We start from the raw sequence: 24,161 nt of genomic DNA, 5'->3' as shown, positions 1-24,161 counted from the left end.
GCTTCAGCCATCGATCGCCGCGCGCAGCGCCTCACCCACCTGTTGGGGATTGGCAAGTCCGCCGGTGGCTTTCATCACCTGGCCCACCAGGGCGTTGAGCGCCTTGGCCTTGCCGCTCTTGTATTCTTCGACGTTCTTCGGATTGGCTGCGAGGACTGCCGCCACCGCCTCGGCGATCGCGCCGGCGTCGCTGATCTGGCGCAACCCGCGCGATTCGATGACGCGGTCCACATCGGGTTCACCCGCCCATAACGCGGCAAAAACCTCGCGCGCCGTTTTGCCTGACAGCGTGCCGTCATGCACGCGAGCCACGAGGCGGCCGAGTTGCTGCGCGCTCACGGGCGAGGCATCGAGCTCGAGTTCGGCCCGGTTGAGCTGCGCCGCCAGCTCGCCCATGATCCAGTTGGCGGCCAGCTTGGGCTGGCCACACGTCGCGGCGCAGGATTCGAAGTAGGCGGCGTGCATCCGCGATTGCGTGAGATAGGCTGCATCCACCGCGGCAAGCGCGTAGTCACGCATGAAGCGCTCGGCCATCTGCCGGGGCAACTCGGGCAGGCCACGCCGCACCTCGTCAATCCAGTGCGGCGCGATCACCAGTGGTGGCAGGTCGGGGTCGGGAAAGTAGCGGTAATCGTGTGAGTCTTCCTTGGTGCGCATGGTGCGCGTCTCATCGCGATCGGGATCGAACAGGCGTGTCTCCTGCACGACGGTGCCGCCGTCTTCGATGAGATCGATCTGGCGGTGCGCCTCGACGGTGATGGCACGCTCGAGGAAGCGAAAGCTGTTGAGATTCTTGATCTCGCAGCGCGTGCCCAGCGACTCGCCGGGGCGACGAACGGAGACATTGGCGTCGCAGCGGAATGATCCCTCTTGCAGATTGCCGTCGCAGATGTCCAGCCAGACCACGAGCGCGTGCAACGCGCGGGCGTAAGCGGCCGCTTCGGCCGCCGAGCGCATGACCGGCTCGGTGACCACCTCCAGCAGCGGCGTGCCGGCGCGATTCAGGTCGATGCCGGTGGCGTCACGGCCTTCGTAGTTGATGCCGTGCACGGACTTGCCCGCATCCTCTTCCAGATGTGCACGAGTGAGTTGCACGCGACGCAGCTGCCCGTCGAACAAGAACGACACCATGCCGCCTTGCACTACGGGAATCTCGAACTGGCTGATCTGGTAGCCCTTGGGAAGATCCGGATAGAAGTAGTTTTTACGCGCGAAAATCGACATGGGCGCGATGCTGGCGTCGACGGCCAGTCCCAGGCGAATCGCGCGCTCCACGGCGGCGCGGTTGGCCACGGGCAGTGCCCCGGGCAGGGCCAGGTCCACGACGCTTGCCTGGGTGTTGGGCGCAGCGCCAAATGCCGTGGGCGCATTGGAGAACATCTTGGACGCCGTGGACAGCTGCACGTGCGTTTCCAGGCCGATGACGATTTCCCAGGTGTTGGACATGGTGCTTGCGTGGAGCTCAGAGGTGGGGCGCGCGGGCATGCCAGTCCGTGGCTTGCTGGAACTGGTGCGCGGCATGCAAAAGGCGCTGCTCGGCAAAATGCGGGCCGACAAGCTGCAGGCCCACCGGTCGGCGGGCGTGCGCGCCAAGGCCGAAGCCGGCTGGGACCGCCATGGCAGGAAGGCCAGCCAGGCTCGCCGGAAGCGTGTAGATGTCGGCAAGATAATTGGCAAGCGGGTCGGCCTTTTCGCCCAGGTTCCACGCCACCGTGGGCGACACGGGCCCGGCGATGATGTCGCAACGCGCGAACGCAGCGAGAAAGTCCTCGGCGATGAGCTGGCGGATCTTTTGTGCCTGCAGGTAGTAGGCGTCGTAATAGCCGTGGGAGAGCACGTACGTGCCCATGAGGATGCGCCGCTTGACCTCCGGGCCGAACCCCTCGGCACGGCTGGCTGCGTAAAGCTCGGTCAGATCGCGGTAGTCGCGGGCGCGGTGGCCATAGCGCACGCCGTCAAAGCGTGAGAGGTTGCTCGAGGCCTCGGCTGGGGCAACGATGTAGTACGCGGGGATGGCCAGTTCGGTGCGCGGCAGCGCGATGTCCAGCAGCACGGCGCCGAGCTTTTCCAGCTCGGCCAGGGCCCCGCGCACGGCCTGAACCACCTCGTCGGCCAGGCCTTCGGAGAACCACTCGCGCGGCAGACCAATGCGAAGGCCCGCCAGCGGCCGCCGCGAATCGGCACCAGGCGTTGGCGCCTCGAGCGCCTGCGTGTAGCGAGGGATGTCCCGCTGCACGCTTGTGGAATCCTGGGGGTCGAAACCGGCCATGACTTCCAGCAGCGCAGCGCAGTCCCATGCGGTCTGTGCGATGGGGCCGGCCTGGTCGAGGCTGGAGGCAAACGCGATCATGCCAAAGCGCGAGCACAAGCCGTAAGTGGGCTTGATGCCGGTGACGCCGCACATGGCCGCGGGCTGCCGGATCGAGCCGCCCGTGTCGGTGCCGGTGGCGGCGGCAACGAGGCGGGCAGCCACCGATGCGGCCGAGCCGCCCGAGGAACCGCCGGGTATGGCCTGTCCATCCCAGGGGTTGCGCACAGGACCGAAGGCGGAATTCTCGTTGGACGAACCCATGGCGAACTCATCCATGTTCGTCTTGCCCAGCGCCACCGTGCCGGCAGCCTCAAGCCGCTGCACGACGGTGGCGTCGAACGGGCTCATGTAGCCAGCGAGCATCTTGCTGCCTGCCGTCGACGGCATGCCGCGCGTGACAAACACGTCTTTATGGGCAATGGGCAGCCCAAGCAGCGGGCCCACCGTTGCGTGCGCGCCGCCCTGAGCGCGCGCCGCGTCGGCAGCTTGCGCCTGGTGCCGTGCGCGGTCCTCGGCCACGTGGAGAAAGGCGCCGAGTTCGGCGTGCGCTGCGATGCGGGCCAATTGCTCCTGCACAAGCTCCAAGCTTGAAATGCTGCGCGACTGCAGCGCAGCAGCTTGCTCGCGCAGGCTGGCTGTGGCGATGTCGACCCTGCTGCTCATTCGACCACCCTGGGCACGATGAACAGGCCATCCTGGGCTGCCGGCGCATTGGCCAGCGCGGCGTCGCGGATATCCGGCATCTGGGGTGCGTCGTCACGAAGTCGCAGGGGCAAATCCATGGCCGCGGACAGCGGGTGAGCCATGGGCGCCACGCTTGCGGTGTCCACCGCGCGCATGCGCTCGACAATGGTGAAAAACTCATTGATCTGAGCCAGCATCGACGTCTGCTCGGCACTGCTCAGGCGCAGGCGGGCGAGGTGCGCGATGCGGTCGATATCGCTCGGTTGCAGGGGCATGGCGGAATTGGTGCGGAATTGGGAGCGGGGAACGAACCCCATCGTGGCGCGAGGTGCGCCGATACATGCAAAAACGCACATTCTACGGGGCGCTATCCAGTAACATGGCACGATTGTCCGCGGCAAGAATCCAGCACCATTGCTGTGCTTTCGACGGTTTTTGTTGCTTTTCTCATACATCCAAAATCCCAATCACGCCATGTTCGGACTTTTTCGACGGTATTTTTCCACCGACCTGGCCATCGATCTCGGTACGGCCAATACTCTCATCTATGTGCGCGGCAAGGGCATCGTGCTCGACGAGCCATCGGTGGTGGCCATCCGTCACGAAGGTGGCCCCAACGGCAAGAAGACCATTCAGGCTGTCGGTCGCGAGGCCAAGGCCATGCTGGGTCGCGTGCCCGGCAACATCGAGGCCATCCGCCCCATGAAGGACGGTGTGATCGCCGACTTCACGGTGACCGAGCAGATGCTCAAGCAGTTCATCAAAATGGTGCACGAGACAACGCTCTTCAAGCCGTCTCCGCGCATCATCATCTGCGTGCCGTGCGGCTCCACCCAGGTCGAGCGCCGTGCCATTCGCGAATCGGCGCTTGGTGCCGGCGCCAGCGAGGTATACCTGATCGAGGAACCGATGGCCGCAGCGATCGGCGCGGGCCTGCCGGTCAGCGAGGCGAGCGGCTCGATGGTGGTCGACGTCGGCGGAGGCACCACCGAGGTGGGCGTGATTTCGCTCGGAGGGATGGTCTACAAGGGCAGTGTGCGCGTGGGTGGCGACAAGTTCGACGAGGCGATCCTCAACTACATCCGTCGCAACTATGGCATGCTCATCGGCGAGCCCACGGCCGAGGCCATCAAGAAGGAAATCGGCTCCGCGTTTCCCGGCTCTGAAGTCAAGGAAATGGAGGTCAAGGGCCGCAATCTGTCCGAAGGCGTGCCGCGCAGCTTCACGATTTCCAGCAATGAGATCCTGGAGGCGCTCACCGATCCGATCAACCAAATCGTCTCCTCGGTGAAGAACGCGCTGGAGCAGACCCCGCCCGAACTCGGCGCGGACATTGCCGAGCGGGGCATGATGCTCACGGGCGGGGGTGCGCTGTTGCGCGACCTCGACCGCTTGCTGGCCGAGGAGACCGGGCTGCCGGTGCTCGTGGCGGAAGACCCGCTGACGTGCGTGGCGCGGGGCTGCGGCATGGCGCTGGAGCGGATGGACCGTCTCGGAACCATTTTCACTTCGGAGTAATTGGCCGCACGGCGGCGGGCCGGGCGCCTGGTGCGCCGACCTTCAGCCGCGTCGCGCCGGCAACGTCCCTGCCATGGCCTTTGACACCCTCGATCGCAGCCCGCCACCGTTTTTCCGGCAAGGGCCATCGGCCTTTACACGCCTGGTGTTTTACGGCGCGTTGTCGCTTCTGCTCATGGCCATGGATGCTCGCTGGCACATGGTGACGCCGCTGCGCACGATCATTGCCACCGTCATTGAGCCGGTGGTGCAAGTGGCGCGCGCACCGATTGCAGCCCTGGCAGTCGTGGCGGAACATTTCGAGTCGCTTCATACCGCCCAGCAGGATGCCAGCGCCCTGCGCCAGGCCAATGTGCAGCTTGCGCTGAAGGTCCAAATGGCCAATCAGCTGCATGCGGAGAATGCCAGCCTGCGCGCGCTGCTGCAGCTCAAGCGCCGCGTGCCCATCCAGTCCATCGCGGCCCAGATCGTGGCGCAGGCCAGCGATCCGTTTGCGCGCAAGTTGCTGCTCGACAAGGGGACGCTTGCAGGCATCGCGCTGGGCTCACCGGTGATGGACGAGACCGGGCTGCTGGGCCAGGTGACCCAGGTCGATCCCCTTGGTGCGCAGGTCACGCTCGTGACCGACCGCGACTCTGCGGTGCCTGTGGAGGTGGCCCGCAACGGCGAACGCGGCGTGCTTGCGGGCGATGCCGATGCGACCGCAGGCGGGCTGGAGTTGCGCTGGCAGGCGGCGGATACCGACCTGCGCGTGGGAGACGTCCTGGTCACGAGCGGTCTGGACGGGATCTATCCGGTGGGACTTGCCGTGGCGCGTGTGACGGCCGTTGAGCGCCGGCCCGACGCCGCGTTCGCGCGCGTTTTGTGCGCGCCACTGGCGCACGTCAACGGCGGAGGGCGCTATGTGTTGGTGCTCAGGCCCCTGGCGCCGCTGGCCGTGGCGCCCACCGTGCCGGGGGGTGCAGCGGCCGTGCGCCGGAAGCAGGGCGCTGCGGCGCGCCCCTGAACACGACCCCTTGATGCGCATTGACCCGCCATTTCGACGTCGGCCCGGTTCGCTGGCCGTGGAGCGCGCCGGGCGCGGCGAGGTGTTGCTGCTGGCTGCGCGCCCTTGGTTTATTTGGACCACGCTGCTGGTGGCGCTGCTGCTTGACTTCCTTCCATTGGGCTGGCTGCCATGGTTACCCGATGTGCTCGCCGTTGCGCTGGTGTTCTGGGCCGTGCACCAACCCCGCCGCGTGGGCATCGGGGTGGGGTTCATGCTGGGGCTTGTGATCGACGTGCAGCGCACAGGACTGCTGGGCGCGCATGCCTTGGCTTACACCCTGTTGGCGTTTTTCGCCGTGGCGCTGCACCGGCGCCTGCTGTGGTTTTCCCTGCCCATGCAGGCGCTGCAGGTGCTGCCGCTGTTTTTTGCGGCGCAATTCCTGGAATTTTTCGTGCGCATGGTGGCCGGCGCAAGCTTTCCAGGGTGGAGCTTTTTCCTTGCCCCCATCCTGCAGGCATTGCTGTGGCCAGCCGTGAGCTGGCTGCTGTTGGCGCCTCAGCGGCGCGCGCCCGATGCGGACGAGAACAGGCCGCTGTAGGCGCGCCAGGGCAGCGACGATGGCGAAACCAATTCCGCTGATGCACGCGCCGCGCGCCTCCTCGTCGTCACGTCCCTGGAGGGCGGCATGGCTGAGCTGAAGAACGTCGAGCGCGAGCTTCTGCGCTTTCGGCGTCGCCTGGTGGTGGCCGCGCTGGTGGTGGTGCTGAGCTTTGCGCTGCTCGTCGGTCGCTGGTTATGGCTTCAGGTGATCCGCCACCGGCGCTATTCGCTGCAGGCGCAGGACAACCGCATCGCCATTGTGCCGGTGCCACCCTCGCGGGGGTTGATCCTTGACCGCAACGGGATTCTTCTTGCCAACAACTACGCCGCATACACGCTGGAGATTACGCCGAGCAAAACGCGTGGGCTGGATGCGACGATCGCCGCGCTGCGCACCATCCTGCCGATCTCCGCGTTCGACGAGAGGCGTTTTCGAAACCTGTTGGCGCAAAGCCGCAGCTTTGAGTCCACGCCCATCCGCAACAAGCTGACGGACGCGGAGGTGGCCCGTTTCATCGCACAGCGCTTCCGCTTTCCGGGGGTTGCCGTGCAGGCGCGCCTGTTTCGCAACTATCCGCTCGGTGCCCTGGGTTGTCATGCCATCGGCTACATCGGGCGCATCGGTCCTGCCGAGCAAGCCCAGATTGCCGGCGGAGATCAGGCGTCCAACTACCAGGGCACGGACCACATCGGCAAGACTGGTGTGGAGCTGGCCTACGAAGACCGCTTGCATGGTGTGACGGGTTTCGACGAGGTGGAAGTCAACGCGGTGGGCAAGCCCGTGCGCAAGCTGCGCAATTTCCCGGCCGTGCCCGGCAGCACCCTGGTGCTGTCGCTCGACGCGCGCCTCCAGAAGCTTGGCGAGGACCTGTATGGCGGCCGCACCGGCGCCTGCGTTGTCATGGATCCCCGCAACGGCGAGGTCTTGGCATTTGTCTCCATGCCCACCTACGACCCCAACCTGTTCGTGGAGGGTATTGACTCGGAGAACTGGAACGCCCTCAACACGGACCCGCGCAAGCCGCTGCTGAACCGCGTGCTGCGGGGGACATTCCCGCCCGGCTCCACCTACAAGCCGTACCTGGCGCTGGGCGCGCTGACGCTGGGGCTGCGTACGCCCAGCTATACGCTCAACGATCCCGGCTATTTCATGCTGGGCAAGCACAAGTTCCGCGATGATGTGCCCGGAGGCCATGGTCGCGTGGACATGCACAAGGCCATCGCCGTGTCATGCGACACCTACTTTTACATGGTGGCCAACGACTGGGGCGTGGACGGCATGCACGACTACGCCAGCAAATTCGGGTTCGGCCAGCCCACGGGGATTGATCTGCCGGACGAGGCCAAGGGTCTCCTGCCGTCGAAGGCCTGGAAGAGAAAGGCCTACAAGCTGCCTGCGCAGCAGCGCTGGTTTCCGGGCGAAACCATCAGCCTCGGCATCGGTCAGGGCTACAACAGCTTTACGCCCATTCAAATGGTCAATGCGTTGGCCACGATGGCCAACCACGGCACCCGTCTCAAGCCGCGCGTGGTCAAGCTCGTCGAAAATATGCAGAGCCGCCGCTTCGAGCACACGCCAGTCGAGGTGGCCGAGCGCGTCGCACCGCCAGACGCCATGTGGCAGGTGGTGCACGACGGCATGATTGGCGTCAACACCGAGCCCGATGGCACGGCCTACGCGGTGTTCAAGGACGCACCCTATACGAGCGCGGGCAAGACGGGCACGGCACAGGTGTTTACGGTTGCGCAAAACCAGAAATACAACGCGGGCGACCTGGCGCGGCATCTTCTCGATCATGCCCTGTATGTTGTCTACGCCCCCGCGGAGAACCCGACCGTATGCGTGGCGCTCATTGTCGAGCACGCTGGCTGGGGGGCTGAGGCAGCCGCGCCCATCGCGCGCAAGCTGCTGGACTATCACCTGCTGGGCGTGTATCCGAGCGACGCCGAAATTCAGAAGATCTCGGGGGTGAAACCGCAGGCTGTGCAGTTTCAATATGCAGGGGGCAAGAATGGCGTGCCCGCTGTGCCTGGAGCCAAGCCGCCAGCTGCGACTGCGGGCGCCGTGTCCGGGCCTTCGGCAGCTGGATTGAAGACAAACGCCGCGACCCAGCCGCCGCCCGCCGCGGGTCGCGACGGCACCGCGCCAGCGGGCGCTGGTCGCGCGCCGACACCGGGCCCGGCCGTCGAGCCCTGGCCCGCGCCAGCCCCGTCAACCCCGCGAAGCGCAACAGCGTCCGCCGCCCATGCCGAACGTCTGGCGCTGGACGGCCGCTACGCTCCCGCGCGCTGCCAGCCGGGGCCGCTTTTCACGCGATTCGGCGCGCGGCCCGACAATACCGATCCGGACGAGGGAGTCCGCCTGTGACAACTCCAAGGCTGCGAACACCGAGCGCGCAGCATGCGCGGGGCGCGCAAGCCCCGGCGCCCCATCAGGAGGTGGGCCAATGAATGCTGTGATCAACCGTCCGCCCCTTTGGCGCCGGCTGCGCCCCTACGTCAGCGGGTTCGACGGCCCCCTGCTCACGGGCCTGCTGACTCTGGTGGCCATCGGATGCCTGGTGCTGTTTTCCGCTTTGCAGGGGCAGAACATCAGCTTTGGCGATCAGTTGCGCAACCTGGGCGTGGCCTTCGTCGTGTTGTTCGTGGTGGCGCAGATCCCACCGCAGCGGCTGATGCAAATTGCCGTTCCGCTGTACACCTTTGGCGTGGCGCTGCTCCTGGCCACCGCCATGTTCGGCCTGGTGCGCAAGGGCGCGAGGCGCTGGCTCAACTTGGGCGTGGTGATTCAGCCCTCGGAGATCATGAAAATCGCCATGCCCTTGATGCTCGCCTGGTATTTCCAAAAGCGCGAGGGCTTCATCCGGCTGCGTGATTACGCTGTCGCCGGACTTTTGCTGGCGGTGCCGGTGGGCCTGATCATGAAACAGCCCGACCTGGGTACGGCCATGCTGGTGCTGTCCACGGGGTTTTTCGTGATCTTCTTCGCCGGGCTGTCGTGGCGCGTGCTGGCGCTTTTGACGTTGGGCGCGGCCAGTGCTGCACCCGTGCTGTGGCACTTCATGCACGACTACCAGCGCCAGCGTGTGCTGATGCTTCTGGATCCGCAGACGGACCCGCTGGGCACAGGCTTCAACATCATTCAATCCATGATCGCCATCGGCTCCGGTGGCGTGTGGGGCCAGGGCTACCTGCACGGCACGCAGGCGCACCTGAATTTTGTGCCCGAGTCGCACACCGATTTCGTGTTCGCTGTCCTGGCTGAAGAATGGGGCCTGGCGGGCAACGTCGTGCTGGTGCTTGCCTATCTGTTCTTCATTGGGCGCGGCATGATGATTGCTGCTGGGGCGCCCACGCTGTTTTCGCGCCTGCTGGCGGGCTCCATCAGCATGATTTTCTTCACCTACGCGTTCGTCAATATGGGCATGGTGTCGGGGATCCTTCCCGTGGTGGGCGTGCCGCTGCCGTTCATCAGCTATGGAGGCACGGCGCTGGTCACGCTGATGCTGGGTACCGGCATCCTGCTGTCCATCGCCAAGGCCAAGCGTTTGGTGCAAAGCTGAGGCGTGACGCGCCATGCGCAAGGAGCGACCACTGCGACTCCTCGATGCCCTTGCTTTGCCTTTGCGCCAAGCCCTGGCAGGCCAGGTGCGCAGCCTGGCCGGAGACAGTCGCGCCGCGCTTGACTTCACCCAACCGCCGGGTGATCCCGGCTGGTTCGGCCCGCAATCGGTGAGCTGGAGCGTGCACGCTGACATCGTCGCGATGATGACGGGCGGCGTGGCGGCGCTGCTGCTGCAGGCGCTTCACCCGCTGGCGTTGGCGGCGGTGTGGGACTGGTCGGATTTCCGTGCTGACCTGCGTGGTCGCCTGCATCGCACAGCGTTGTTCATTGCCACCACGACCTATGGCCCTGCCGAGGCCGCTCAGCGGGCCGTGGACCGGGTGCGCGCCATTCACGCCCACGTGCATGGCATTGCCCCCGACGGACGCCCTTACGCGGCCAACGATCCGCATCTGCTTACCTTCGTCCATACCGCCGAAATCTATTGCTTTGCCGCAGCCTTCGACTGGCTGGTGCGGCCGCTGGCCGCTGCCGAGCGCGATGCCTATGTCGCCGAGATGGCTCGCGTGCCGCTTGCGCTTGGGGCCGTGGACGTCCCCCGCGATTGGGCCGGGCTGATTGCGACGCTTGCCGCTTACGAGCCCGAACTGCAGGGTGGCGAGCGCGCGCAGACCATCCTGCGGCTGCTGCGCAGCATGGCCTCGCACGGGCAACGTACGCCCAGCGGGCGCCTGCACGAGCTGCCCGCGGCCCTGATGGTGCAGGCGGCGTGTTCGCTGATCCCCGAGCGCGCGCGCCGCCTTTACGCCTTGCCAGCGCCAAACCGGCTTGAGCTGGGCAGCGTGCGTGCGGTGCTGCGTGCTGCCGTCCCGGTGATGCGCTGGGCCCTGCAAGATGGGGTGGCCGCGCAAGCGCGCCGACGTGTCGGGGCCGAAGGTCCGCACGGGTGAGCACGCGCGTCGCGCGGCTTGACCGACGCCTTCGCTGGAGTTCGCCGCCCGACTTCCGGGTGAGGCATGTTGCACCTGCGGGTTCCAGTGGGGCATGCGCGAGCCCACGTGCAATCAACCCAAAAAGCCGTTAACGCTCACGCAAACAAATTGTTGGACTTGTTGCAAATTTTGAGGAAAATGCGCGAACATCATGTGAGGAGGATGGAGACGATGAAGACTGACACAAGACAGTTGCGGGTTTGGATCGCAGCATTGGGTTTGGGAGCCTGCGCCTGGGCGCAAGCGGCCGCATTGCCTGGGCCTCTTGTGACGCCGCAATGGCTTCATGACCATGCCAAGGAGGTGCAGATTGTTGACATTCGCGATAACGTCAACTCCCTCACGGACGACCCCAAATTCAGCAAGACCGGCGACAAGAAGGTCCTGGAGCAAGTGGGGGGTTATATCCCCGATGCGCTGTCGGCGAACTTCTGGGCATTGCGGGAGAAGCGGGATATCAATGGCAAGAAGGTCGATTTCCTGCTGCCGACCGCCGAGGAATTCCAGGGCGTGATGCAGGCGTCGGTCCTGGAGCCGGGCAAGCCCATCGTGCTTGCGCCAACCGGAGACGATGCCACATCGCTTCAGGAGGCGGCATTCCTGGCTTGGGAATTGCAGCTGTTCGGCGAGCCTGCTGACCAGATCGCCATTCTCGATGGAGGCACGCATGCGTGGATCGCCGCGGGATATCCCGTGGACAATGACGCGATTGCGCCGATGACCTCGGGTCACTGGACCGCCAAGCCGCCGCGCGCCGATATGCTGGCCGACACGGCGCAGGTTCAGGCTGCCCAACGCGCGCACAAGCGCCTGCTCGACGCGCGGCCGCTGGCGCAGTTCGCCGGACTGGAGCGCACACCGGTGATCCCGGTTGAAGGCCGCCTCGCGGGGTCGCGCGCGCTCCCGGCTGAGCTCCTGTATCGCGAGGCCGCGGACGGCTCGTGGCATTTCCTCACCCCGTCCCAGTACAAGGCCGTGTTCGCGCTCGATGGCGTGCCGCGTCCGGTGCCGGGGATCATCTACTGCAACACCGGGCAGTACGCGGCAGGCGCGTGGTTTGTGCTCGATCGCATCATGGGGATCAAAGGCATGCGCGAATATCCCGGCGGCATGAATGAATGGGTGCAGCGCGGACTGCCGATTGCCGCGCTTTGATGTCGGCAGCCAGCGCGGGGCTGACCCAGGTCGCCTCCGCCGGCTGATATGTTTTGAGGCGGCGCACACTTCGGCCCCTGGCGTGTGAGTCGTCACGCCATGGCAGGGGCCAATTCACATCAACCCTAGAGGAGACAGACAAACATGACCCCCCACCCCTGGATGCGTGCCGCGCGCGGCACCCTTTTCGCCCTGACCCTGGCCTGCGGCGCGATGTCCCTCGCACAGGCGGCGAACCCGTCGATGCTGCAGGATTTCAACTTCGACAAGCCAGCCTTCATTCACAATGTGCCGTTTGCGCAGCAAAAGCTGGTGCTGCAAATCACCTCGGATGAGCCTGCACGGTGGCACTTCGTGCTCAGTGTCGCGCAAAACGTCCTCACGCATTTTGGCCAGGACAAGGTGCAGGTCGTGATCGTGGCGTACGGGCCAGGCCTGAAGATGTTGCTCAAGAACAGCCCCGTGGCCAAGCTGATCGAGGCGCAGGACACCCAGGGTGTTGAGTTCGATGCGTGCCACAACACCATGGAGGCCTTGGCGAAGAAGCTCGGCCACATGCCCGAGCTGGTGCCACAGGCCGTGATCGTGCCCGCAGGCGTCGTGCGCATCATGCAGCTTGAAAAAGCAGGCTTCGCCTACATCAAGCCCTAGGCGCGCATCCCACCGTTTCGACACGGGCGGCTCGGGCGCAACATGAACGAAGCCCGGGTCTGCCTTCAGGCCGCGCTCAGGGCGTCCAGCGCATCGGCGAAGGCGCCCAGCAGCGCCTGGGCATCCGCCTCGGTATGGGCGGGGCTGGCAAGAACCATGTTGTGAAAGGGCGTCAGCAGCACGCCCCGGTTGAGCAGTGCGAGCTGCAGCGCAGCCTCCAAGTCGTCGTGCATGGCTGCGCGCGCCTGGCTGCCGTTGCGCGGCCGCTCGGGCGCAAACTGGTATTCGCAGCGCGCGCCGATGCGCGTCACCGTCCACGCCAAGCCGCGGCTTGTGATGGCCGCTTGCAGCCCGTCGGCCACGCGGCGGGATATGGCAAACATGCGGGTGTAGGCGGCGTCGGTCATGACCTCGCTGAGCATTGCGCGCATCAGGCGCAGCGTGAGCAATCCGGCCGATAGCGTCGTGCCAATGCCCGAGTGGCCTGGAGCGGCGGCCTGCTTGGCCTTTTGCATGCGCGTGCCCACTTCGGTGGTGAAGCCGTACACCGCACCTGGCGTGCCCCCCGCAATGGGTTTGCCCAGAACCAGGATGTCCGGATCCAGGCCGAACGCACGGGTGTAGCCGCCGGGACCGCAGGAAATGGTGTGGGTTTCGTCGATGACGAGCAACGTCCCGTGTTTGCGTGTCATCGCGCGAAGGCTCTGCAGGAAGCCCGGGTCAGGCAGGACCATGCCGATGTTGGTCAGCACCGGCTCGGTGATCACGCAGGCGACGTCGCCCGGGGCTAGCGCGGCTTCAAGTGCGGGCAGGTCGTTGAATTCGACCACGCGCGTGAATGCGGCCAAATCGTGAACCTGGCCGAGAAGGCTGGGGCGGGTGATGGCACTGCCATCAGGCGCCAGATCCACGAACACATCGTCGACCGTGCCGTGGTAGGACCCGTTGAACGCCACCACCTTCGGGCGCCCGGTGATGGCGCGCGCCCAGCGCAGCACGAAACGGTTCGCGTCGCTTGCGGTGGCCGTGAACTGCCACATCGGCAGGCCAAAACGCTGCTCAAGCAGGGCGCCAACTTCCAGCGCCACGGTCGACGGCAGCATGGTGGTCGCGCCCTGGCCTGCGAACTCGGCAAGGGCGCGCGTGACCGCCTCGGGGCTGTGGCCGAACATCGCGCCGGTGTCGCCGAGGCAGAAGTCAACGAGCGCATGCCCATCGACATCCCAAAGCTGCGCGCCCTGGGCGCGGTCGACGAAAAGCGGCACCGGTGCGGGCACATCGGCCATCCAGTGCATGGGCACGCCGAACAGGAGATGACGCTGGGCCTGCGCATACAGCGCGGCCGACTTCGGATGCGCCTGGCGAAAACGCTGCGTTTCTGCGGCCAGGAAGCGGGCGATGCGCTCGGGGGAGAAGTCAGTGGCGAAGGGCATGGGTTTGACGTCGTGGGCAGGCCGATCCATTGCGGCCCCGGCATGGGGTTCCCGGGGCGGATGCCGTGAAGTGGTCCCGCGCATGAGCTGCAAAGTGGTTCCATCAGTGATGCAAATTCTGACCTATTCTCCAGACCGCTTTGGGGGCAGTCAACAGCACTGACCCGAATCGACCTCGTTCCATCCGCATTTCACAACACCCATGGCCCAGCACGGTTTTGCTTTCTTGTCGCAACAACGATTCCTTCGCGCCGCGTCGGGCGAATCGCATGATGAGGCACCTTTCGGTCTGGCCGGCGTGGCCTGGGACGGTGCCGTGACGAACCGTCCGGGGGCGCGCTTCGGCCCGGCGGCCATCCGGCAGGCCAGTGCCATGCTGTGTGATGCCACGCACCCGGTGTTTGACGTGGCGCCCACGGCGCAGCTGGCCGATCATGGCGACCTGCATCTGCCCAATACCAGTCTGCTGGAGATGCGAGCCGCGCTGGAGCCGCAGGCCGAGGCGCTGATGCGCTCACGGCACATGCTGTGGCTGGGCGGCGACCATTCCATCACCTTGTCGCTCCTGCGCGCTGCGCGCAAGGTGCATGGCCGCGCGCTTGCGGTGCTGCACTTCGACGCCCATTGCGACACGTGGAGCGATCACTTCGGCGAGCCATCGGGGCACGGCACCTGGGTCTACGAGGCGCATCGGGAGGGGCTCATCGTGCCGCAGGGCATGGTGCAGCTGGGCATACGGTCGGCTGCGGTGCGTGAGGCGCGAGAGTATGTGGAGGATATTGGCGGGTGCATTTACACCGCGCGTGCGCTTCGCGGTCTGGAAAGTCCGCTCCAACTGGCGGGCGTCGTCTCGGACGTCACGGAGCGATTGCGTGCCAGCGGTGCGCCGGTCTACCTGACGCTGGACATCGACTGCCTTGATCCGGCGTACGCGCCGGGCACGGGCACACCCGAGCCCGGGGGGCTGTCGACGAACCAGGTGCTGAGTCTGCTCGAGGACCTGTGCGCTCAATCGCTGCCCTTTGTCGGCATGGATTGCGTCGAGGTGGCGCCCGCGTATGACCATGCCGAACTCACGGCCAACGCTGCAGCGGTCTTCGTGTGGACCTATCTTTGCGCCCGCATTGCCGCAGGCGCGCGCGGGGTGGCACCATGATGCGCCTGCAGCAGCAGGCCCAGGCACTGGTGGAGCATTCCTACTACCAGGCCACCGCGCACGCCGCGCCCAGCCATGCGCCGCTTCGCGGCAGCGCGCAAGCCGACGTCTGCGTGGTGGGCGCCGGCCTGGCCGGATTGTCAGCCGCGCTCGAGCTTGCGCAGCGCGGCATGCGCGTGGTCGTGCTCGAAGCCATGCGCGTGGGCTGGGGTGCTTCGGGGCGCAATGGCGGGCAGGCGCTTGGCGGCTACGCAAGCGAGATGGCGCCCTTCGAGCAGCAGCTCGGCCATCCTGCGGCGCAGGCGGCCTGGGACATGTCGCTCGAGGCGCTGCAACTCATGCAGCGGCGCATCGAGCGCCACGCGATCGCCTGCGACTGGACACCCGGGGCGCTGACGGTGGCCGTCACGCCCAAGAAGGCGCGTGAGCTGCGGCACTGGGCCGAGCACATGCACACACGTTACGGCGCCAGCCACCTGCAGTGGCTGGATGCGGCTGCCACCCACGCCGCGATTGCAAGCGCGCGTTACGTGGGCGGCGTGATGGACCCCCTCAGTGGCCACCTGCACCCGCTGAATTACACGCTGGGTCTGGCGCGCGCGGCAAGCCAGGCGGGTGCCGTGATTCACGAGCACAGCGAGGTGGTGCAGGTGCAGCCTGCGGCCCGCGCTGCAGGGCAGGCTCAGGTGCGCACGGCGCAGGGCGAGGTGCGTTGCAACCACGTGCTGCTCGCGGGCAATACCCATCTGGGCGCGGTGGCGCCGATGCTTGCGCGACGCATCATGCCCGTGGGCACCTACATCATCGCCACCGAGCCGCTCGGGCGTGAGCGGGCGGATGCGCTGATCCGCAATCGCGCCGCAGTCAGCGACAACCAGTTCGTGCTCGACTACTACCGGCTGTCGGGCGATGACCGCTTGCTGTTCGGTGGCAGGGTGAGCTATTCCACCGTCTCGCCACGCGACCTGGCTGCCACCATGCGCCGGGGCATGATGCGGGTCTTTCCGCAGCTGCAGGATGTGGCCGTGACGCACGCGTGGGGCGGGTTTGTGGACATCAGCATGAACCGCGCGCCGGATTTCGGCCGATTGAGCCCTGACGTGCTGTACCTGCAGGGCTTTTCCGGCCATGGCCTGGCCCTCACGGGCCTTGCCGGGCAGCTTGCGGCGCAGGCCATCAGCGGCCAGGCCGAGCGCTTCGATCTGTTCGCCCGCTTGCGCCACCGCGCGTTTCCCGGTGGGGACCTGTTGCGCACGCCCGCCCTGGTCCTGGGCATGCTTTGGTACCGGCTGCGTGAGCTCGTCTAGGCCTGCGGTGGAGGCCCGGCAAGGCGCAAGCGGCGCATTCCCTGCGGTTTGGGCGAAGGTGTTTTGCAGGCGGCAGGGGAAATATATGAAACGCACCCTTACAGGTGGGTTTTGAGAGTGAAATCTCCGCGATTTCCCGCATGCGAATCATGCGGATGTAACGTAGAGTTACATGTCTGGCGACTTTCCCGGATTTTCGCACGGGCCCAATGAGCCTAGGATCGGCCCGCCGAATGGCAACAACGCGTTCAAACGACGACAAGGAGACACGCATGCATGAACAGGACAAGCCCGAAGAGGGTTTCGATCGACGCGACTTTCTGAAGACCGCCGGAGCGATGGGGTTGGCCACGATGTTCGCGACAGCCAAACCCACCTGGGCCGCGAGCGAAACGCCGATCAAGATCGGCCTGGTCGACCCGATCACCAGCACCTTTGCCGCACTCGGGCACAGCGAAATCAAGGGCGCCCAATTCGCCGAGGCCGAAATCAACAAGGCTGGCGGCATCCTCGGCAGGCCGCTGCAGGTTTTGGTGGAGGACAGTGCGGGCAACCCCGGCACCGCAGTCGACAAGTCGTCGCGACTGGTGAGCCAGGACAAAGTGGACTTCCTGATGGGCACGGTGAATTCGGCCGCTTCGCTGGCCGTTTCGCAGTTTGCCAACCAGCACAACAAGTTGTTCCTGTGCACAGGGGGCCACGTCGACAGCCTGACCGGCTCGGAGTGCAAGAGCACCACGTTCCGCACCTGCTCCACCACCTGGATGCTGACGGCCGGGGATTTCGAAACCCTCTACAAGAAGTTCGGCAAGAAGTGGTACTTCCTCACCACCGACTATGCCTTCGGCAAATCGGAGCAGACGGACTACACGACCCAGCTCAAGAAGGTGGGGGGCACGGTCGTCGGCGGGGCCTTGGTGCCCGTGGGCACGACGGACTTTTCCTCGTACCTGATCGATGTGAAGGCCAAGTCGCCGCAAGTGCTCTGCCTGCTGCTGGCCGGCAACGACCAGGTCAACTGCATGAAGCAGATCGCGCAGTTTGGCATCAACAAGGACATCGCCGTGGGTGGCGCCCTGTTCGAGCTGGAGCAGGCGCAGGCCCTGCCGGAGGCCGCGCGCTACGGCTGGTGGACCATGGAGTGGTACTGGAACCAGCCCAAGACGCCGCACGTGGCCGATTTCGTCAAGCGCTTCTCCGCTGCGCACAAGGGTGAATATCCAACGGCGCGCGTCTGGTTCGGCTATGCCTCGACCTATGCCATCAAGCTGGCCGTGGAAAGGGCCAAGTCGACCGACACGGCCAAGGTGGTGAAAGCCATGGAAGGTCTGGTGCTGCCGCCTGAGGTCGCCCTGCAGCCGACTGCGCCGGTCTATCGCGCCGAGGATCACCAGCTGATGATCAGCATGTTCCCCGGTCATGTGATCCAGACTGGAACCTACCCGAACCTGTTCGACGTGTCGGCGATCGTGCCCGGAGCGAGCATCGCGCTGTCACCCCAGGAAATGGGCTGCAAGCTGCCGCGCACCTGAGCGCGGGTTTCATCCACCGGCCCGGGAGGCGCACCCTTTGTGTTGCGCATCCCGGGCCATCTCTTTGACGGACCGGAGGCTCGGCCTTGAATCTCGTCCTCGTTTTCAACCTGTTCAACGGGCTCATCACGGGTGCGTTCTACGCACTCCTGGCGCTCGGCCTGGCCCTCATCCTGGGCCTGAACAATACGATCAACTTCGCGCAGGGAGCCTTCATGGCTCTTGCTGCATATTTCGCCTATACGCTGGCGCCCTACCTGGGATTCTGGGGTGCGCTGTTCGTGGCACCCGTGCTTGCGGGGGTGCTCGGGCTGGCCGTGGAAATGGTGCTGATCCGCCGCCTGTACAAGCGCGATCCGCTGTATTCCCTGCTGCTGACCTTCGGCCTGGCCATGATCATGCAGGACGCGATTCGCACCATCTGGGGTGCCACGGGGGTGCCGCTGGCCATTCCCTCGGCACTCGGACACCCGCTGAGCCAGACCTACTTCTTCCTCACCGGTTACCGCCTGTTTGTCGTGGCCGTGGCGCTGGTTGGCACGGCGGTGCTGTTCGGCGTGCTGCGCTTCACGCGCCTGGGCATCCGCATCCGCGCCGGCAATGCCGATCTGGAGACGGTGTCGGCCCTCGGCGTGAACATCTACCTGCTGCGCACGGCCAATTTCGTGATCGGCATCGTGTTCGCGGGCGTGGCGGGCATCCTGGCGGCCGGGCAGCTCGGGCTGGACCCGACCATGGGTGACGGGCTGCTGATGCCCGCATTCGTGGCCATCGTGGTCGGTGGGGTCGGCTCGTTGCTTGGGTCCCTGCTCGGCGGTCTTCTGATCGGCGTGGCGTCGGGCGTGACCACGGCGTATTTCCCCGCCGCCAGCGAGGCGGTGATTTATCTGATCATGGGCGTGATGCTGGTCGTGCGACCGCGCGGCCTGATGGGCCAGGAGGGCTTGCTCGAATGAAGGATGAAATGGTTTCAACGATGCCGCCGGCCGTGCCGGTCGTCTCGGCGGGCGGATGGGGCAAATCCCGCCTGGGCACCGTGGTGCTCGCCGTGCTTTTGCTGAGCGCCCCGGCGTGGCTGCCCTACGTGGGCGGGTACAACGATATCGCGTCGCGCGTTCTCATCTATGCGCTGGCGGCCATGGGCCTGAACCTGCTGCTTGGTTTCACCGGAGGTCTGTCCTTCGGCCATGCGGCCTATTTCGGGCTGGGGTCGTACGGCGTCGGGCTGATGCTCAAGTACGCCACGCACAGCGTGCCGCTGGCGCTGCTTTGCGGCACGCTGCTTGGCGGGGTGGTGGCCACGGTGCTGGCGCCGATCGCGGTTCGACGCAGGGGCATCTATTTCGCGATGATCACGATCGCCATCGGTCAGTTGTTCTACTTCGTGGCCATTCGCTGGCAGGCGGTCACTGGCGGTTACGACGGGCTGACGGGCTTCTCGCGCCATGCGATTTCCGTTCTGCCCGGCGTGAGCTGGACGCTGGGGTCCCTGGGCCTGTACTACCTGGTGCTGCTGTGCTTCGGTCTGGGTGCGGCCGTGTTGTGGATGGTGCTGAATTCGCCCATCGGCCATACGTTCGTCGCCATTCGGGAGAACCAGAAAAGGCTGACCTTCCTGGGCGTGCGGGTGCAGCGCTACGCGGCCGTGTCCTTCGCGATCTCGGGCTTCATCGTGGCGCTCGCGGGTGGCCTCAATGCGCTTCTCGACAACTTCACCTCCCCCAATAGCCTCAACTACACGCTCTCGGGGGATCTGGTGGTCATTGCCGTGCTCGGCGGCATGCGCAACTTCTGGGGGCCCTTTGTTGGCGCTGCGATCTTCGTCCTCGTGCGTGACTATGCCAGCACCGTGACCGACAACTGGATGTCGGTGATCGGGTTGATCTTCATCCTGTCGGTGCTGTTCTTCCCGCTCGGCATCATGGGTTTTCTGCAACGCAAGGGCAAACAATGAGCCTGCTTCAACTTCAATCGGTTTCCCGGCGCTTCGGGGCGCTGCAGGCACTCAGTGATATCTCGCTGACGGTCGCCCCGGGCGAGTTGCGCGCGGTGATCGGTCCCAACGGCGCCGGCAAGACGACGCTGTTCAACCTGATCAGCGGCTTTTTCCCGCCCAGCAGTGGCGACATCCTGTTCGATGGCGAGCCCATCATGCGGGTCAGCCCCTCCGCGCTGGTCCAGCAGGGCATCATCCGCACGTTCCAGATCACGGAGATCTTCCTGTCGCTGTCGGTTTACGAAAACCTGCGCATCGCCGCCGAAGTGGCGATGGGCGTGAGCAGCCGGCCGTGGATGTCGCGTGCCTTGCGCGCCCGAATCGACGAGCGTGTGCAGGAGCTCATGCAGGTCGTGGGCATCGCAGCCAAGGCCGATCGCATCGCGGGCGAACTCTCGCACGGGGATCAGCGCGTCGTTGAGGTGGGCATCGCCCTGTCGCGCAAGCCCAAGCTGCTGCTGCTCGACGAGCCGACCGCGGGCATGGGCGACGAGGAGACTCAGAACATGACGGCATTGATCCGGCGCCTGAACAAGGAGCAGGGGATCACGACCCTGTTCGTCGAACACGACATGGAGATTGTCTTCGGCATTGCCGACCGCATCACCGTGCTGGACAACGGCACCATGTTGGCCGAGGGCAACGCCCACGAGATCGCCAACAATGCGGCCGTGCAGGCCGCTTATCTGGGACAGGCGGCGTGAGGGTACGCTGCATGTCCGCTCCTGAACAAGGCGCCACGCCGCACAGGCGTGCTGCGCCCCGCACAAGGGTCTCCCCATGAACATGGTTCTCGAAGTGGACGCGATCCACACGTATTACGGCAAGAGTCACATCCTCGACGGCGTTTCACTCAAGGTGGGCGAGGGCGAGCTCGTTGCGCTGCTCGGGCGCAACGGCGCGGGCAAGACCACCACCATGCGCTCGATCATGGGCCTGACTCCGCCACGCCAGGGCCGTATCCGGCTGTTCGGCCAGGACATGACGGGCGCATCGCCCTACCGCGTTGCCAGCATGGGCGTGGGTTACGTGCCCGAAGGGCGCAAGATCTTCGGGCACCTCAGCGTGCACGAGAATTTGCTCGTGGCGCGCGAGACCAAGGGGCCCTGGACGATCGACGCCGTGTACAAGCTGTTCCCGCGCCTGCACGAGCGCCGCACCAGCAAGGGCGGGCGGTTGTCGGGCGGGGAGCAGGAAATGCTTGCCATTGCGCGCGCCCTGCTGCTCAACCCCAAGCTGCTGATCCTCGATGAGCCCTCTCAGGGGCTGGCGCCCATCATCGTGCAGGAGGTCATGCGCACGGTGGGCCGGATGAAGGATGAGGGCATCTCGGTCCTGCTTGTGGAGCAAAACGCCTTTCTCGCACTGCAACTTGCGGATCGCGCCTACGTCCTGGGCGAGGGGGAGATCGTCTACGACGGATCGGCAGCCGAGCTCAGCGCGGACACGGAGCGCATGGAGCAGCTTGCCGGCGTCGCGCACGCGGCTTGAGGCCTGTGCCGGCCGGGGGGCGGTTGCGCGAGACCTGGTTCGCCAGGCCGGCGCGCGCCTCCGGGCACGCTCTGGGCCTGAAGCGCGCAGCGCTTTAGGCCAGTCGCTGTCGGATCAGTTCACACAGCTTGCGCGCCCAGGGCACGACGCGCTCCGTGGGCACGTAGGCGTAGCCGATGATGAGCCCGCGCTGCTGCGGCTCGCCGATGTAGTAGCGTGAGAGCGGGCGCACGGTCATGCCCTGTTGCTGCGCGGCTTCGGCGATGGCCTCGTCGTCGACATGTTGCGCAGGGTCAAAGACCAGGCACAGGTGCAGTCCGGAATCCTGGCCCGAGATGCTCACGCGCTCGCCAAGGCACTGCTGGATGCGGCGTGCCAGCTCATCGCGCCGCGCCTGGTAGGCCACGCGCAGGCGGCGGATCAGTGTGTTGAGGTGTCCCTCGGTGATGAAGTCGGTGAGCGCGGCCTGAAGCATGAGTTGCCCCGGCCGGTACAGGTCGTACAGGCCGGTATTGAAGGCCTCCAGCAGGTCAGGCGGGACCACCAGATAGCCCAGGCGAATGCCGGGATACATGATCTTGGAGAAGGTGCCGGAGTACAGCACCTGCGCATGCTCGTCCAGCCCCTGCAAGCTGGCGAACGGTCGACCGGTATAACGGAATTCGCTGTCGTAATCATCTTCGAAGATCCAGCAGCGGCGGCTGGCGGCAAACGTGAGCAGGGCGCGGCGGCGCTGCAGGCTCATGACGTGGCCCAGCGGATATTGGTGTGAGGGCGTGACGTAGATCAGGCGAGGGTTGCGTTGCCAGTCTGCGGCCGATGGTGCAATGCCCTCGGCGTCCACGTCCACCGGGCGCAGCGTCAGCCCGGCCGACTGCAGCGCGCGCCGGGCGCCCCAGTAGCAGGGGTTTTCCACCCACGCCTCGTCGCCGTGGTCGGTGAGCAACCGCGCGGTGAGGTCGATCGCCTGCTGCGTGCCTGAGGTGATGAGCACCTGCTCGGGCTTCACGCGCACCGAGCGTGACAGCGTGAGGTATTGGGCAATGGCCTCGCGCAACGGCATGTAGCCGCCCTCCTGGCCATAGTCGAGCAGATCGCGGTCGAGGCTTCGCCAGTATTTGGCCTGCAGCTTCTGCCAGAGCTGGATCGGAAAATCGGTGAACTCAATGGCGCCGGGTGCAAAAGGCTGGACCTCGAACTGCTGCGAGCCCGAGCTCTGCGTGAGCAGACTGCCGCGTTGTGACAGGTCGCGTGAGTTGGTGCTCTCGGCCCCCGCCTGCCGGCTGCGCGCATGGCTCGCTGGCGTCAGCGGGCGCTGGTCAGGGAGCGTGTCGGAAACATAGGTGCCGCTGCCCTGCTGGGCCGTGAGATAGCCCTCGGCAGCGAGTTGCCCCACGGCTGACATGACCGTGTTGCGCGACAGGTCGAGGTCGCGGGCCAGATCGCGGGTTGACGGCAGTTGCGCGCCAGCGGTGAGATGTCCCGCCAAAATGGTGCTGCGCATGGTGTGATAGAGGCGGCGGTTGAGCGGCGCATTGGCATGGGGGCTATCCACGCGGTGCAGTTCAGTCAGCAGCAGTTCGGCGAGATCGTAGGAGCGCATGATGGATGGGTCGGGTGGAGACGGCGGTCGTGCCGGGAACCCTTTCGGAGTGCAACGGGAGCCAAGCTTAATTGGCCCTGTAAGAAAAGCCTAGAGTGGCACTATCGAAGGTACCATTGATGACGTATCTTTAGCTCGTGGATATGTTGTAACTCATGGAAAACCCTAGGTTTTTAGGCATCGTCAGGGTTTTGCCGCCATCGCGTCCAGCTTCGTCGTCCGGCCCTGAGGCTGCGGCAAGCATCGTGGCGGTTTCCTTGGTGGGTACCGTTTTGCGCAACTGCTGATGGGTTCCCGTATCCCGCTTTGATCACTCTTCGCCATGAACGCCCTTCTCCCTGTGGTGGCTGTGTCCACCGATCTGAAAACCCTCTCCGGTCACGCCACCTACGCGGTGGCGCAGAAGTACGTCGACCCCGTGTTCGACCTGTCCGGCTGCCTGCCCCTTCTGCTGCCGGCCCTGGGTGACAAGCTGCCGATCGACGCGTTGCTCGACACGGTGCATGGCCTGGTGTTCACGGGTTCGCCGTCCAATGTGGAGCCGCGCCACTATGGCGAGGCGCTCGCCAACCCGCAGTCGCCTGCCGATCCGGCGCGCGATGCCACCACGCTGCCGCTGATTCGCGCCGCCATCGCGCGCGGCGTGCCGGTGTTCGGCATCTGCCGGGGCTTCCAGGAAATCAACGTGGCCCTCGGTGGCAGCTTGTTGCAGGAGGTGCATCACACGCAAGGGTTTGCCGATCATCGCGAGGATCAAGCCCTGTCGGTCGAGGGCCAGTATGGTCCGGCCCACGCACTTGCGGCCGTGCCTGGCGGATGGCTCGAAGGCGTGGTGGGCGCGCCAACCTGGCAGGTCAACAGCCTGCACGGCCAGGGGATCAAGACCCTGGCGCCCGATCTGCTGGCTCAGGCGCATGCGCCCGACGGACTGATCGAGGCCTACACGCACCGCAGCGCACCGGGATTCCTGCTTGGAGTGCAGTGGCATCCGGAATGGCAGGCTGCCACCAATCCCGTCTCGCGCGCCTTGTTCGCCGCCTTTGGCGATGCATGCCGCGAACATGCCAACCGAAACCGGGAGCGTTTGCGCGGGCCTGCACCGAAAGCCGCCTGAAGGCCCGCAGCCAGCCCAAGGCGCCGGCTGCGGACTGTGCGCCCCAAGACTTCAAGGTGCAGCCA

The 24,161-nt window shown here is 65.7% G+C and carries 21 protein-coding genes; 16 read left to right on the top strand and 5 right to left on the bottom strand.

Annotation, left to right across the window (positions count from 1 at the left end; all coding sequences use genetic code 11):
• Window positions 1-3: 3 nt before the first annotated feature.
• The 3 genes from gatB to gatC are packed head-to-tail and all read right to left on the bottom strand — an operon-like array spanning window position 4 to window position 3,270.
• Entirely contained in the window at window positions 4-1,446 is a 1,443-nt protein-coding gene (gatB, locus tag CD04_RS0118220; RefSeq protein WP_031409385.1) for an Asp-tRNA(Asn)/Glu-tRNA(Gln) amidotransferase subunit GatB, read from the bottom strand.
• A 16-nt stretch (window positions 1,447-1,462) separates the two neighbouring features.
• Window positions 1,463-2,974 carry an Asp-tRNA(Asn)/Glu-tRNA(Gln) amidotransferase subunit GatA gene (gatA, locus tag CD04_RS0118215; RefSeq protein ID WP_031409383.1) on the bottom strand — a complete coding sequence of 504 codons (1,512 nt, stop codon included), beginning with the start codon at window positions 2,972-2,974 and terminating at the stop codon, window positions 1,463-1,465.
• The gene (gene gatC, locus CD04_RS0118210) at window positions 2,971-3,270 is read right to left on the bottom strand and encodes an Asp-tRNA(Asn)/Glu-tRNA(Gln) amidotransferase subunit GatC (protein WP_031409382.1); all 300 of its coding nucleotides are present in this window, start codon (window positions 3,268-3,270) and stop codon (window positions 2,971-2,973) included. Before gatC ends, gatA begins: the two co-directional genes overlap by 4 nt.
• Window positions 3,271-3,469: 199 nt before the next feature.
• Here gatC and CD04_RS0118205 point away from each other — a divergent pair, with 199 nt between their 5' ends.
• The 8 genes from CD04_RS0118205 to CD04_RS0118170 all read left to right on the top strand — a co-directional run bounded on the left by CD04_RS0118205 (window position 3,470) and on the right by CD04_RS0118170 (window position 12,464).
• Window positions 3,470-4,513 carry a rod shape-determining protein gene (locus CD04_RS0118205; protein WP_031409379.1) on the top strand — a complete coding sequence of 348 codons (1,044 nt, stop codon included), beginning with the start codon at window positions 3,470-3,472 and terminating at the stop codon, window positions 4,511-4,513.
• A gap of 73 nt (window positions 4,514-4,586) precedes the next feature.
• The gene (mreC, locus tag CD04_RS0118200) at window positions 4,587-5,519 is read left to right on the top strand and encodes a rod shape-determining protein MreC (protein ID WP_038168551.1); all 933 of its coding nucleotides are present in this window, start codon (window positions 4,587-4,589) and stop codon (window positions 5,517-5,519) included.
• A gap of 13 nt (window positions 5,520-5,532) precedes the next feature.
• Window positions 5,533-6,099 (top strand): rod shape-determining protein MreD, encoded by a 567-nt coding sequence (mreD, locus tag CD04_RS0118195; RefSeq protein WP_051849405.1) that lies wholly within the window; start codon window positions 5,533-5,535, stop codon window positions 6,097-6,099.
• An 87-nt stretch (window positions 6,100-6,186) separates the two neighbouring features.
• Window positions 6,187-8,469, top strand: coding sequence for a penicillin-binding protein 2 (gene mrdA, locus CD04_RS0118190; RefSeq protein ID WP_031409373.1), 2,283 nt, complete (start codon window positions 6,187-6,189; stop codon window positions 8,467-8,469).
• A gap of 79 nt (window positions 8,470-8,548) precedes the next feature.
• A complete protein-coding gene (gene rodA / locus CD04_RS0118185) occupies window positions 8,549-9,664 on the top strand; it encodes a rod shape-determining protein RodA (protein ID WP_031409371.1) in 1,116 nt (371 codons plus the stop codon).
• 13 nt (window positions 9,665-9,677) lie between these two features.
• A complete protein-coding gene (locus CD04_RS0118180) occupies window positions 9,678-10,616 on the top strand; it encodes an oxygenase MpaB family protein (RefSeq protein ID WP_051849404.1) in 939 nt (312 codons plus the stop codon).
• Window positions 10,617-10,829: 213 nt separating this feature from the next.
• Window positions 10,830-11,813: a sulfurtransferase gene (locus CD04_RS0118175; RefSeq protein ID WP_031409367.1), complete on the top strand. Its 984-nt coding sequence runs from the start codon at window positions 10,830-10,832 to the stop codon at window positions 11,811-11,813.
• Between the two features lie 144 nt (window positions 11,814-11,957).
• Window positions 11,958-12,464: a DsrE family protein gene (locus tag CD04_RS0118170; protein ID WP_197033160.1), complete on the top strand. Its 507-nt coding sequence runs from the start codon at window positions 11,958-11,960 to the stop codon at window positions 12,462-12,464.
• Window positions 12,465-12,529: 65 nt separating this feature from the next.
• On the opposite strand, the gene CD04_RS0118165 is transcribed toward CD04_RS0118170, so the two are convergent.
• Window positions 12,530-13,897, bottom strand: a complete 1,368-nt coding sequence (locus tag CD04_RS0118165; RefSeq protein ID WP_038168853.1) for an aspartate aminotransferase family protein — start codon at window positions 13,895-13,897, stop codon at window positions 12,530-12,532.
• A 202-nt stretch (window positions 13,898-14,099) separates the two neighbouring features.
• On the opposite strand from CD04_RS0118165, the gene speB reads away from it, so the two are divergent.
• The 7 genes from speB to CD04_RS0118130 all read left to right on the top strand — a co-directional run bounded on the left by speB (window position 14,100) and on the right by CD04_RS0118130 (window position 21,379).
• Window positions 14,100-15,053: an agmatinase gene (gene speB, locus CD04_RS0118160; RefSeq protein ID WP_031409361.1), complete on the top strand. Its 954-nt coding sequence runs from the start codon at window positions 14,100-14,102 to the stop codon at window positions 15,051-15,053.
• The gene (locus tag CD04_RS0118155; RefSeq protein ID WP_031409359.1) at window positions 15,050-16,360 is read left to right on the top strand and encodes an FAD-binding oxidoreductase; all 1,311 of its coding nucleotides are present in this window, start codon (window positions 15,050-15,052) and stop codon (window positions 16,358-16,360) included. Before speB ends, CD04_RS0118155 begins: the two co-directional genes overlap by 4 nt.
• A 272-nt stretch (window positions 16,361-16,632) precedes the next feature.
• Window positions 16,633-17,892, top strand: a complete 1,260-nt coding sequence (locus CD04_RS0118150; RefSeq protein ID WP_031409357.1) for an ABC transporter substrate-binding protein — start codon at window positions 16,633-16,635, stop codon at window positions 17,890-17,892.
• An 86-nt stretch (window positions 17,893-17,978) separates the two neighbouring features.
• Window positions 17,979-18,848, top strand: a complete 870-nt coding sequence (locus tag CD04_RS0118145) for a branched-chain amino acid ABC transporter permease (protein ID WP_031409355.1) — start codon at window positions 17,979-17,981, stop codon at window positions 18,846-18,848.
• Between the two features lie 20 nt (window positions 18,849-18,868).
• Window positions 18,869-19,846, top strand: coding sequence for a branched-chain amino acid ABC transporter permease (locus CD04_RS0118140; RefSeq protein ID WP_051849518.1), 978 nt, complete (start codon window positions 18,869-18,871; stop codon window positions 19,844-19,846).
• On the top strand, window positions 19,843-20,592 hold the full coding sequence (locus tag CD04_RS0118135; protein WP_031409350.1) for an ABC transporter ATP-binding protein: 750 nt from the start codon (window positions 19,843-19,845) through the stop codon (window positions 20,590-20,592). Before CD04_RS0118140 ends, CD04_RS0118135 begins: the two co-directional genes overlap by 4 nt.
• A gap of 76 nt (window positions 20,593-20,668) precedes the next feature.
• Window positions 20,669-21,379, top strand: coding sequence for an ABC transporter ATP-binding protein (locus tag CD04_RS0118130; protein ID WP_031409348.1), 711 nt, complete (start codon window positions 20,669-20,671; stop codon window positions 21,377-21,379).
• A gap of 94 nt (window positions 21,380-21,473) precedes the next feature.
• Here CD04_RS0118130 and CD04_RS0118125 read toward each other — a convergent pair whose 3' ends face one another.
• Window positions 21,474-22,982 carry a PLP-dependent aminotransferase family protein gene (locus CD04_RS0118125; protein ID WP_031409346.1) on the bottom strand — a complete coding sequence of 503 codons (1,509 nt, stop codon included), beginning with the start codon at window positions 22,980-22,982 and terminating at the stop codon, window positions 21,474-21,476.
• 322 nt (window positions 22,983-23,304) lie between these two features.
• Between CD04_RS0118125 and CD04_RS0118120 the strand changes: the two genes are divergently transcribed.
• On the top strand, window positions 23,305-24,096 hold the full coding sequence (locus CD04_RS0118120; RefSeq protein WP_031409344.1) for a gamma-glutamyl-gamma-aminobutyrate hydrolase family protein: 792 nt from the start codon (window positions 23,305-23,307) through the stop codon (window positions 24,094-24,096).
• Window positions 24,097-24,161: the final 65 nt, after the last annotated feature.

The organism is Thiomonas sp. FB-Cd, from assembly GCF_000733775.1.
Taxonomy (GTDB): domain Bacteria; phylum Pseudomonadota; class Gammaproteobacteria; order Burkholderiales; family Burkholderiaceae_C; genus Thiomonas_A.
The sequence above is the reverse complement of the archived record's forward strand: the minus strand, read 5'-3'. Positions and strand labels throughout refer to the sequence as shown.

Coding starts and splice junctions, on each gene's coding strand:
- gatB (WP_031409385.1), bottom strand. CDS start 1,446: ATGTCCAACACCTGGGAAATCGTCATCGGCCTGGAAACGCACGTGCAG.
- gatA (WP_031409383.1), bottom strand. CDS start 2,974: ATGAGCAGCAGGGTCGACATCGCCACAGCCAGCCTGCGCGAGCAAGCT.
- gatC (WP_031409382.1), bottom strand. CDS start 3,270: ATGCCCCTGCAACCGAGCGATATCGACCGCATCGCGCACCTCGCCCGC.
- CD04_RS0118205 (WP_031409379.1), top strand. CDS start 3,470: ATGTTCGGACTTTTTCGACGGTATTTTTCCACCGACCTGGCCATCGAT.
- mreC (WP_038168551.1), top strand. CDS start 4,587: ATGGCCTTTGACACCCTCGATCGCAGCCCGCCACCGTTTTTCCGGCAA.
- mreD (WP_051849405.1), top strand. CDS start 5,533: ATGCGCATTGACCCGCCATTTCGACGTCGGCCCGGTTCGCTGGCCGTG.
- mrdA (WP_031409373.1), top strand. CDS start 6,187: ATGGCTGAGCTGAAGAACGTCGAGCGCGAGCTTCTGCGCTTTCGGCGT.
- rodA (WP_031409371.1), top strand. CDS start 8,549: ATGAATGCTGTGATCAACCGTCCGCCCCTTTGGCGCCGGCTGCGCCCC.
- CD04_RS0118180 (WP_051849404.1), top strand. CDS start 9,678: ATGCGCAAGGAGCGACCACTGCGACTCCTCGATGCCCTTGCTTTGCCT.
- CD04_RS0118175 (WP_031409367.1), top strand. CDS start 10,830: ATGAAGACTGACACAAGACAGTTGCGGGTTTGGATCGCAGCATTGGGT.
- CD04_RS0118170 (WP_197033160.1), top strand. CDS start 11,958: ATGACCCCCCACCCCTGGATGCGTGCCGCGCGCGGCACCCTTTTCGCC.
- CD04_RS0118165 (WP_038168853.1), bottom strand. CDS start 13,897: ATGCCCTTCGCCACTGACTTCTCCCCCGAGCGCATCGCCCGCTTCCTG.
- speB (WP_031409361.1), top strand. CDS start 14,100: ATGGCCCAGCACGGTTTTGCTTTCTTGTCGCAACAACGATTCCTTCGC.
- CD04_RS0118155 (WP_031409359.1), top strand. CDS start 15,050: ATGATGCGCCTGCAGCAGCAGGCCCAGGCACTGGTGGAGCATTCCTAC.
- CD04_RS0118150 (WP_031409357.1), top strand. CDS start 16,633: ATGCATGAACAGGACAAGCCCGAAGAGGGTTTCGATCGACGCGACTTT.
- CD04_RS0118140 (WP_051849518.1), top strand. CDS start 18,869: ATGCCGCCGGCCGTGCCGGTCGTCTCGGCGGGCGGATGGGGCAAATCC.
- CD04_RS0118135 (WP_031409350.1), top strand. CDS start 19,843: ATGAGCCTGCTTCAACTTCAATCGGTTTCCCGGCGCTTCGGGGCGCTG.
- CD04_RS0118130 (WP_031409348.1), top strand. CDS start 20,669: ATGAACATGGTTCTCGAAGTGGACGCGATCCACACGTATTACGGCAAG.
- CD04_RS0118125 (WP_031409346.1), bottom strand. CDS start 22,982: ATGCGCTCCTACGATCTCGCCGAACTGCTGCTGACTGAACTGCACCGC.
- CD04_RS0118120 (WP_031409344.1), top strand. CDS start 23,305: ATGAACGCCCTTCTCCCTGTGGTGGCTGTGTCCACCGATCTGAAAACC.